11 protein-coding genes are annotated in these 10,459 nt (G+C 43.9%); 6 read left to right on the top strand and 5 right to left on the bottom strand.

What is annotated here, in order from left to right:
• Positions 1–462, top strand: a 462-nt coding sequence (locus PF479_RS08645) for a response regulator (protein WP_298004975.1), incomplete at its 5' end; no start/stop codon positions are given.
• Positions 463–588: 126 nt separating this feature from the next.
• Complete coding sequence (locus PF479_RS08640) at positions 589–930, top strand: ABC transporter substrate-binding protein (protein WP_298004972.1); 342 nt, start codon at positions 589–591, stop codon at positions 928–930.
• 39 nt (positions 931–969) lie between these two features.
• Here PF479_RS08640 and PF479_RS08635 read toward each other — a convergent pair whose 3' ends face one another.
• Complete coding sequence (locus PF479_RS08635; RefSeq protein WP_298004969.1) at positions 970–1,764, bottom strand: AraC family transcriptional regulator; 795 nt, start codon at positions 1,762–1,764, stop codon at positions 970–972.
• A gap of 116 nt (positions 1,765–1,880) precedes the next feature.
• Between PF479_RS08635 and PF479_RS08630 the strand changes: the two genes are divergently transcribed.
• Complete coding sequence (locus PF479_RS08630) at positions 1,881–3,221, top strand: Gfo/Idh/MocA family oxidoreductase (protein WP_298004966.1); 1,341 nt, start codon at positions 1,881–1,883, stop codon at positions 3,219–3,221.
• Positions 3,222–3,300: 79 nt separating this feature from the next.
• Here the strand turns inward: PF479_RS08630 and PF479_RS08625 are convergent, their stop codons facing one another.
• Positions 3,301–4,128, bottom strand: a complete 828-nt coding sequence (locus PF479_RS08625) for an AraC family transcriptional regulator (RefSeq protein WP_298004963.1) — start codon at positions 4,126–4,128, stop codon at positions 3,301–3,303.
• 164 nt (positions 4,129–4,292) lie between these two features.
• Here PF479_RS08625 and PF479_RS08620 point away from each other — a divergent pair, with 164 nt between their 5' ends.
• From PF479_RS08620 to PF479_RS08610, 3 genes are read left to right on the top strand one after another with little or no spacing between them, the layout of a single operon-like run.
• Complete coding sequence (locus tag PF479_RS08620) at positions 4,293–5,453, top strand: Gfo/Idh/MocA family oxidoreductase (RefSeq protein WP_298004961.1); 1,161 nt, start codon at positions 4,293–4,295, stop codon at positions 5,451–5,453.
• 46 nt (positions 5,454–5,499) lie between these two features.
• Entirely contained in the window at positions 5,500–6,276 is a 777-nt protein-coding gene (locus tag PF479_RS08615; RefSeq protein WP_298004959.1) for a sugar phosphate isomerase/epimerase, read from the top strand.
• A gap of 2 nt (positions 6,277–6,278) precedes the next feature.
• Positions 6,279–7,205, top strand: a complete 927-nt coding sequence (locus PF479_RS08610; RefSeq protein WP_298004956.1) for a sugar phosphate isomerase/epimerase — start codon at positions 6,279–6,281, stop codon at positions 7,203–7,205.
• A gap of 10 nt (positions 7,206–7,215) precedes the next feature.
• Here PF479_RS08610 and PF479_RS08605 read toward each other — a convergent pair whose 3' ends face one another.
• The 3 genes from PF479_RS08605 to PF479_RS08595 form a co-directional block, all read right to left on the bottom strand.
• Positions 7,216–8,349, bottom strand: a complete 1,134-nt coding sequence (locus PF479_RS08605; RefSeq protein ID WP_298004955.1) for a 4Fe-4S binding protein — start codon at positions 8,347–8,349, stop codon at positions 7,216–7,218.
• Between the two features lie 142 nt (positions 8,350–8,491).
• Entirely contained in the window at positions 8,492–9,628 is a 1,137-nt protein-coding gene (locus PF479_RS08600) for an HD domain-containing phosphohydrolase (protein WP_298004953.1), read from the bottom strand.
• Positions 9,629–10,061: 433 nt separating this feature from the next.
• Positions 10,062–10,459 (bottom strand): hypothetical protein (locus tag PF479_RS08595; RefSeq protein ID WP_298004951.1); only part of this gene is annotated, 398 nt, incomplete at its 5' end.

The raw sequence follows: 10,459 nt of genomic DNA, 5'->3' as shown, positions 1-10,459 counted from the left end.
TTCAAACTCTACCTCCCCCTTATAGAGGATCAGCCGGAGAGTCGTTCTCAGGATTCTTCAATGACCCCGGGAAAAGGATGTATTCTTATTGTAGATGATGAATCTGTTATACGAATGGTTTATAAAACTCTCCTGAGCGATTTGGGATATGAGGTTCTCCTTGCTGAAGATGGCAGGCAGGGTTTGGACCTTTTCTCCCGTGAATATAAGAATATTGATCTTGTCATTCTGGATATGATCATGCCCGAGATGAATGGGCGGGAGACCTTCATTGCTATGAAAGAGATTGATCCCGATGTGTGTGCCCTCATAATTTCAGGTTATTCAAATGAGAATTCAAAGGATCTCCTTGACTTGGGTGTATATGGATACCTTCAGAAACCCATTGAAGGACATGTACTCAGCCATACAATTTCAGAAGCCTTAAAGAAAAAAGGCGACAGTGCTGTCTCCAATAGCTGAATTCGCTCCATTTTTTCAGGTAAAGTCGGATTAATTAAAGAAATCATCGAATTATTCAATTCTCAATAGCGAAATATGACATGGATAATATAGTAAATCAACTTTCTAAAGTAAAAGGAGAATTACGTGAAGAAACTGTTATTCTTGTTCCTGGCTGTCTTAATCACATTGCCCCTGTTTGCAGCAGGTCAAAGTGAAAAATCTGATACGAAAATGGAAGAATTGTCCATGATCTGGTGGGGTTCTCAAAATCGCCACAACAGAACGATTCAGACGATTGATCTCTACATGGAGAAAAACCCCAATGTTGTGATGACTTATGAATTTGCCGGCTGGGGAGATTACTGGACCAAAGTCACAACCATGGCTGCCGGCGGAATGCTTCCCGATGTGATGCAGCAGGACTATGCAATATTTTTCGACTCAATTCAAGTCCATCATGGGTGTGACTCCCAAAGAGTATGCTGACCAGTATCAATCAAACGAATATTTTCCTGATCCCCAGATTTAGGCAAGGGTCTTTTCCTGTTTCCTGAATTCAGAGGGTGAAACACCGTAATATCCCTTGAAAGCCCTGGTAAATGCACTGTGGGAGTGGTAGCCACAGGCCATGGAAATATCAATGACCGTATTTGTTCCTGATTTGAGTAGTTCTGCTGCACGGATCATTCTTCTGATCGTCAGTTCTTTGTGCGGCGATTCTCCTGTAATTTCCTGAAATATACGCCGCAGGTGACTGATGTTGTACCCCATTTTTTCGGCAAGCTCCTGAATTTTCGGTCCTTCCTCCATGTGGGAGCACATCCAGGCAATCGCAGCATCACAGATCATTTTCTCTCTCGAGGGATTGGATATTTCTCTCTGACGGTTCATCTCTTCCAGAAATATAAGGCTGAGCCTGTCCAGGCAGAGTCTGTACCGGACCGGGCTAAGTGCATCGGGATTTAAGACTTCAGACCCATGATGGCGTGCCAGATCATGGGCTTCATCCAGTAGTTTCTGAGGGAGGGTGACTGCCAGTGCCGCATTGCTGTTAAAGAGTCTGCCCAGAGTTTCAGGCACTTCTGAAAAATGAAAGACCGCTACATCACAGGCTTTGTTTTCAGTCTCATGCCATCCATGGGCACAGTCGGGTCTTAAAATCCAGAAATTATTCTCATTTTCAGGGAATCTTCCGCTCCCGGGGAATGAAGGACAGCTGCGGCCTCCTATAAAAAACTGAAATTCCCAGTAGTGTCTTAAATGGGTCTTTACGGGTCTCAGATGATAATTCCTTGTTCCAGAGGAGCAGTAGTGAAGCATAGCTGATTTTGTTGGGAATGAGCGAAAATGTCAAGAAAATGTGAATTTAGTGTCAAGAAACATTGTTAGGGCATCTGTTATATTTTTTAGTATCAATTATTGGAGGAGTTCAATCAATGAAAAATAAGAGATATTGCCTGGTGGGTACAGGAAGCCGGGCCTTTATGTATATTGATGCCCTATTCGGTAAATTCAAAGAGTATGGAACATTGACCGGGATTTGCGACAGCAATACAAAAAGAATGGAATACACAAATAAGTACTTGAGTGAACAGTATAACGCGACTCCGGTGAGCAGCTATGGTCCTGAAGATTTTACAAAAATGCTGTCAGAGCAGAAGGCAGACATCGTCATTGTGACATCCATGGATAGAACCCATCATCAGTATATTGTACAGGCCATGCAAGCCGGTTGTGATGTTATCTCGGAAAAACCAATGACCGTCGATTGTGACAAGGCGGAAGAAATATTCAGAACCATTGAAGAAACAGGACGGAATTTGAGGGTCACCTTCAACTACCGTTATGCCCCCCGTAACATGAAGATCAAGGAAATCTTGCAGGAAGGAACCCTGGGAGAGATCAAGTCTGTTCACTTCGAGTGGCTTCTGGATACCCGGCATGGTGCGGATTATTTCCGAAGGTGGCATCGAGATAAGAAAAACTCCGGAGGACTTCTTGTTCATAAGTCTACTCACCATTTTGATCTTATGAACTGGTGGCTGGATAGCAGCCCTAAACAGGTTTTTGCAGAAGGCGGACTTGTTTTTTATGGCAAGGAAAATGCCGAAGAACGGGGAATTAAAGACTATTATGCCCGGAGTACAGGTATCAGCCAGGCAGATCCTTTTGCATTGGATCTCAGTACTGATGAAAGGATGAAGGGTCTTTATCTGGATGCTGAATCGGTGGATGGATATCAGAGGGATGTGAGTGTTTTCAGCCAGGGGATCTCAATCGAAGACGATGTGGCTGTCATTGTGAAGTATTTCAACAAGGCTGTCATGTCTTATCATCTGACCGCCTATTCCCCCTGGGAAGGGTACAGGATTGCCTTCAACGGCACAAAAGGACGACTGGAGTTTGAAGTGGTTGAATCGGCTTATACTTCTGGCGGGTCTGATGATCCTAACCGTGTTGATGTCAGAGAAAAATCGGAATTCGCATTGAAGGAATCAGTGACGATCACCGTCCGCCCTCATTGGGAGACCCCCTATACTGTGGAACTTCCCCCGGAAAGTGAGGGCGGCCATGGCGGTGGTGATGACAGATTGCTCCGTGATATCTTTGTGGGAGTGGAGGATGATCCCTTCGGCTGCGCTGCCGACCATATTCAGGGAGCTCAGTCCATTCTGACTGGAATTGCCGCCAACAAGAGTCTGTGCTCGGCGACTCCTGTGCAGATTCAGGATATGATCAGGAATTACAGGACTCTCTCTGCTCAGTTGACCGATTAAGATCTTCAGAGTCTTTCAACAGTCTGGATCAGTGGTTCTGAACATTTTTTACCCGGGCTCCAGTTGAGTCCGGGATGGTTCAGATCCTTTTCCGGAAGTCTCTGGCGGTGGCCCCCGAGTATTTTTTGAAGATCCTGGAAAAATAAAATTCATCCTCATATCCTGCGGCTTCGGCACTCTCTTTCACGCTCCTCCCTTTCAGAAGGCTCTCTTTGGCCGCTTCCAGGCGCCTTTCGATGATGAAGGCCTTTAAAGACAATCCTGTGTATTCCTTAAAAGTATTGGCTGTATGGCTGTATCCGAAACTAGACTGATCCATTAGTTTTTCCAGGATGAGAGGGTTTTTGTACTCTCTCTCAATGAGGGAGATCATTTCCAGAACAAGGGAGCTCTTCCGCTCCTCCCTGAACTCCTCAGATTCGTAGGCCTCCTGGATAAAGGCATTGAGGATGACCATGAACAGAGGATTTGTGTCCAGGGGACTCCAATTGGATTGACCCTCCTCAATAATTCTGCGGATTTCTGTCAGCAGGGTACTGATAAGCGGCCAGTTTGAGAAGGCAATCATGTTTCTGTATCGGATATGGCTGAAAAAGTCGGTTTTGTGAAACAGGTAGAGCATAAAATGCTGAGCCACCATTTTGACCGGTTCGGGACTGATTTTCCTGGCGCTTACAAGGCAATGAGGAGGAACAAGCAGTGCCCTCCCTGGTGATAATGCATATTCCTTCCCGGCCAGAGTGAACAAAGCCCGGCCCTGTTCACAGATAAATAGATCATAATCATTCATGGTCATATTGTGTATGCTCCAGTTGTCATTGTTCTGCTGGGGGTAAGGAGGTTCCGTCAGGTTCAGAATAATGTTTCTGTAGGGGAGGGACTTAAAAAATGGCAGGTCGCTTTTCATTCTTTTTTCCTTTTTGTGGGAACGTTTCTAAAATTACACCAAATAGTAAGAATAAGTCCATGTTTCTTCCTAAAAACACCATTCAAATCTGAATATATCGCCCTTATACTCAGATATATGTTTGAACTTTGCCGGTAACCGCAGAGAGAAAAAAGGAGTTTAAAATGATAGTTAAATTGGCCGTTATCGGTCTGAGCAATATGGGCGGGAATCACTGCCGTGACATATACAATATGGAGAAAGCAGATCTGGCTGCTGTTTGTGACACAAACCGGGGTATCGCCGACAGCAAGGCGGAAGAATATGGATGCCCGGCGTATTACTCTATAGAGGAGCTCTTTAAGGCGGGTGGTTTTGATGCTGTGGTTATCGCGACTCCCCATTTCGCTCATACCACAATCTCTCTGGAAGCCTTTAAGCGGGGTATACATGTGCTCACTGAAAAACCTGTCGGTGTTCATGTGAAGGATATCAATAAAATGATCAAAGCCTGGGAAGAGGGAAAAAAGGTGAAAAAAGACCTCCTCTTTTCTGCTATGTTTCAACAGCGTACCCGTGGACCTGCCAAAAAGATCAAAGAACTCCTGGATGCCGGGGAGTTGGGAAAACTGTTTCGTACAAGCTGGATCATAACAGACTGGTATAGAACACAGGCTTATTATAATTCAGGAGGATGGCGTGCCACCTGGGAAGGAGAAGGCGGTGGTGTTTTGATGAATCAATGTCCCCATCAGCTGGATATGTATCAGTGGTTTGTAGGCTGTCCGGATCGTGTCATGGGGATGTTTTCCCTGGGGAAATACCACAACATCGAAGTAGAAGATGAAGTGACGGCCTATTTTGAATATGACAATGGCATGGTCGGGCATTTTATCACCTCTACCGGAGAAGCTCCCGGTACGAATCGTTTGGAGATCGTCGGTGAGCAGGGAAAGCTGATCTGGGAAGGCAGCACTTTGACTTTCTACCGTAACCGGATCTCTGTTCTGGATCATCTGGAGACGGCTCCGGGAGGTTTTGATAAGCCAGAATGCTGGACCTGTGATATACCCATCTCTGAATCAGGGGGAGAGCACAAGCTGATCATCGAAAATTTCTGTGATGCCATCATGGGCAAGGCAGACCTCATTGCTCCTGCAGCAGAGGGTCTTAATTCCATCGCCATAAACAATGCCATCATGCTTTCCGGATTTGAAAAAAGGATGATGACCCTGCCCCTGGATGAAGATCTTTTTGAACTCAGGTTAAAAGAACTGATCGCAGGTTCCACTTTAAAAAAAACCGTGGTAGAGACCATTGCTGAAGACATGAGCCAGTCATTCTGAAATAAAAAATAAATGGCGGAAGATTCGCCGCAAAGGAAATACCAAATTGAACGAACCGAATACGAAAATTGCAGCGACTCTTTACAGTTTGAGAGAGTATTGTCAGACAGAGAAAGATCTGGACAACACTCTCAAGCGGATTAGAGGGTTCGGTTATGAGGCCGTACAGATATCAGGAGTGCCTTTAAGCCCGGACAAGATCAAGGATATAACGGATAAACACGGTTTATATATCTGTGCCTCTCATGAAGGCCTTGATGCCCTGAGAAATGATTTTAACTCTCTTGTCAAAAAATTGAAAACCTGGGACTGTGATTTTACCGCCCTGGGCTTCCCCGGCGAAGCATTTACAGTCGAACCAGCCGCAGCGGGGAAACTGATTGCTGAACTGGATGGTTATGGCCGGCGTTTTGCTGACCAGGGTATCCGCTTCGGTTATCACAACCATGAAATGGAATTTGCACCATCCGGAGACAGTCTGTTTCTTGAGCGAATTTATGCGGAAACTGACAAGACTACTTTTTTTGCCGAAATTGACGTTCACTGGGTCCAGAGAGGGGGACAGAATCCGGCCGAATGGATCAGGAAAGTGAGTGGACGCATGCCGGTCTGTCATTTTAAGGATTATACGATAGTGGGACGGGAACCCCGTTTCTGCGAAGTAGGTGAGGGGAATCTGAATTGGTCTGAGATCATTCAGGCCTGTGTTGAAACCGGCGTGCGATGGTATGTGGTTGAGCAGGATGTTCCTGTAGAAAACAGAGACATCTTTCAATCCCTTGAAATCTCTTATCAAAATCTAAAAAAAATGGGAGTGAAATAAACATGTATTATACAGGATTTGCCGATGAAGCCGGCATTGGACTGGATGCTCAGATTCGTGCCACGAAAGAACTGGGATGGACCCGCATCGAGTCCCGCAACATCGATGGCATGAATATTCACGACCTTCCTGATAATCAGTTTGATCTGGTTGCTGGAAAACTGGAAGACCAGGGTATCTCCATCAATTGCTTCGGCAGTACTGTGGCCAATTGGAGCCGGGATCCCCGGTCTGAAGAGGATTATCAAAAGAGCCTGAATGAATTGAAACGGGCCTTCCCCCGTATGGAGAGATTGGGATGCACCATGATCCGGGGCATGAGTTTTACCCGCTTCCGGGATGCCTCCTTGTACACCCCCGAGCTGGAGCAGAGGATCTTTGAAAAATTACGCGGTCTGGTCCGTCTTTGCGAGGAGGCTGGAGTCTATTATATGCATGAAAATTGTGCCAACTATGGAGGGATGTCATCAGAACATGCCCTCAGGCTGGTCGAGGAGATTGATTCTCCCCATTTTAAACTGCTCTTTGACACCGGAAATCCTCTGAACTCTGTGGATTACCGGGAAGGACACTCTGATCATATGCAGGATGCCTTGCAATTTTACACGGCTATTAAAGAGCATGTTGCCTACGTGCACATCAAGGATGGAGTCTTCAGGAAGATGCAGCACGAAGAACTTTTCAACTCTTCCGACTGGTGTTTTCCCGGAGATGGAGAAGGAAAGGTGAGGGAAATCGTGGCAGATCTGATTCAGAGGGGATATGATGGAGGGTTTTCTATAGAGCCCCATATGGCATCTGTCTATCATGACAGTGATGTCTCATCAGAAGAGGAATTAAAATACGCCAACTATGTTGAGTATGGGCGACGTTTTATGAAAATAGTGGAAACTTTTAAGCAGAGCCCACCACCGGAGGCTCCGCTATGAAGGGTTTCTTTTAATCTCGAAGAGCATTCCTTGCTTCATGAAAATCAAAGCCGGGGATATATTGTTCAAGTTGTTTTGCTTCTGTCTCCGCAGGAACTTCTGCAGGAATGGACATCCGGGAATATACTTCTTCCAAAGGAAGGTGCATCAAAGTCGATATTTCAGACAAAGTCATATATCCTTTGAGAGTATCCACATCGGTCACTATGGTTTCTTCAGTAATCGGCCCGGGAAGAAGTGTATATAGATCAACCATTTTTGCAATTCCAATTCCCCCGAAATATATAATGAGGACCGAGACTCCAACAAGAACAGGGGTCAGTTTCAGTTTTTTGTTGAATGAGACTCTATTGGTTAAGGCTCCCTCTTTGGGGCAAACTTCAACACATTCCTGGCAGTTTATGCATTCCAGAGTGGATGCTGTTTCAACCTTTGCAACATCAATATTCATGGGACAGACCTTTGTACACAGATTGCAGTTTATGCAGAGATCATCATCTCTTTGAATACTGAAGGGACTGATTTTTGAAATGAAAGCCAAAAATCCTCCCATGGGGCAGAGGTATTTACAAAAGAACCTGTCGTAGAGAAACGAACCGATAAATGTAATTATCAAGATGACAAATCCAACGGCAAATTCTTTCCATAAAGAGGGGAATCCTTCACTAAGATGACCAAAGGCTGCCCAGGGATCATAGGGAGACACCCACATGGAGGCTGTTTTCCATGATAATACAGCCGTTAGAACAAGGACCCCATATTTAAGATATCTCAGATATTTATCAACAGAAGGGGGCATCCTCAGTTGTTTCCCCATGACTTTCCTGCCAAGGCGTCCCAGAAATTCCTGCATTCCACCGAGAGGACAAATCCAGCTGCAAAAACCTCTGCGAAAGAAAAGAGCAGTCAGAATGGATACTATAAACAGGACAATGGTTCCCCCGTAAATCTTATCGATCAGTGCTCCTGTCAGAAACATTGAGTAGAGGCTTTCGAGCCCTCCATAGGGGCATAGTGCATGAATGGAGGGAGATCCGTCAGGGCCTCCTCCTTTGACCTGGTGCATATAAGCTTCATAACTGATAAATATGACAAAAGCTGCTAATAATAATAGTCTTGCTTTTGTGACTCTTTTTTTAATCATATTTAACTCCTATAGGAGTCCTATAATATATGAATTTCAATATATGGAATGAATAAAGTTTGTTCATTGTATGAATAAAGTATGAATTCTAATAAATGCGGCAATTCGTGCTTATGGTAGAGGGATGGTAGGAGTCTGATTATCAGATAATTTTCATTTGAAATTCCTGGCTATCCATGAGAGTATTTTTTATTTCCTGAATTTGATCAATATTGGAAATGAAAGCATCCACCACATCCGGATCAAAATGGATTCCTGAGTTTTTGATGATATGCTCCTGACACTCCCTTTCGCTCCAGGCTTTTTTATAGGAGCGGTTGCTTCCTATGGCATCATAAACATCAGAGACAGCAACAATCTTGGCTTCGAGGGGAATGTGCTTTCCTGTCAAACCGAGAGGATAGCCGCTTCCATCGATCCGTTCATGGTGGTATTTGGCTATTAAAGCGGCCGTTGCCAGCAAGTCATCTGTATTGTTGAAATCGCCATGGAGAACATTGTTCATAGGGCTGATAAGATTATCAAGAGACCGACTTTTTAGAATCTGTTCTCCGTATTCACAGTGCTTCTGCATTGTTTTATATTCAGAATCTGTCAACTTCCCCTGTTTTAACAGAATACTCTCTGGAATCCCGATTTTTCCGATATCATGAACGGGAGCGGCATGACGTATTAAGTCTACCTTGTACTGGCTTAATTCTAAACCTGAGGCAATGATTCCTGAGTATTGAGAGACTCTAATAAAGTGCTGACCAGTTTCATAGTCTTTAAACTCGGCAGCTCTTGATAAAATCCCAATGATTCTATTTCTGGACTGAAGGAGTTCCTCATTCTTTTTTTCCAACTCACCGGTTCTTATCTTGACCATCTGTTCAAGATTCTCTTTATAACGGCGATTTTCCTGTATCAGGTTTCTTTTTTCCAGGGAGGCATGGATGACTTTATTTAAATTATTGATATTCTTGAAAGGTTTTTGAATAAAATCCCACACCCCCGAATGAAGAGCATCTATGGCAGTATCAATATCCCTGTTTCCGGAAATTATAATATACGCAATATCTGGTTCTATTTGTCTAGCTTTGTTTATGAACTCAAGTCCATTCATCCTGGGCATATTTATATCTACAAGTATTAGATCAATTTTATAATTATCCAAAATCTCAAGAGCTTTGTAACCAGAGTCAGTTTTCATTATATTGAATTTTTCAATCAGTAAATCTTCTAATAGATCTCTGATTATTTCTTCATCATCTAATATTAAAATGCTTTGTTTATTCATGCCTGCTCTTATACTACTGTCTTTGTGTCAAAATGATAATTTTTTGCCGATATGAGGAGCCGCCTCAATATCATCAATATTGATGGCAAATCGTTTATTATCCATTGGGATTTCCTTGTCTTTTTTGTCTATCCTTCATTATCCAAAAATTCGGCAGACACTTTGTAAAGAATACTCCGATTTCACAAAATGTACATATCCATTCACTCTGTAACAGTAACAGATAAAATGAATCTTATGATGTGCAGAAGTTGGGATTATCATGAATTAAATATGAAAAGTGGATGGGGAGGCATTTGATGACATCAAAACTCTCACAGGTCTTTTGCCGATTTGTTCAAATTGTAAAAGCATCAGGGATGAGGAGTGGTTTGATGATGTGGATCAATAGTTCTCGGATGAGATCTTCGGGCAATATAATCAATTAAATCCTTCAGGGGAAATAACGATTCAGATCTACAAAGAAGGATTCTACACTGAAGAAGTCAGCCACATCGGGTTGATCCTCCTTGTCCTGAAGAGTCTCAGTGACTCTATTGCCATAATAATCATACCCAAACTGATAATCCCATAGTTTGGTCCCGGAGCTGTTGAAGCTGCTGAAGGAGGCAATCCTGCCGTCGGTATCGTAGACCAGTTCAAAGGAGCCATTTGGAGTGTCTGAGGCATCCTGAACCTCGATTTCTGTCAGGAGGGGATTCGTCGTGTCGAATACATATTTCCCGATGTAGGTATCATCACCGTCATAATGACTGATGGTGCTGATGCTTTTCGCATACTCGTCAGCAGAGCTGGGAGCCGCCGTATAGGCATAATTAAAATACTGGAGAA

It is taken from the genome of Oceanispirochaeta sp., assembly GCF_027859075.1.
Taxonomy (GTDB): Bacteria; Spirochaetota; Spirochaetia; order DSM-2461; family DSM-2461; genus Oceanispirochaeta.
This window is presented reverse-complemented; position numbering and strand designations above follow the sequence as displayed.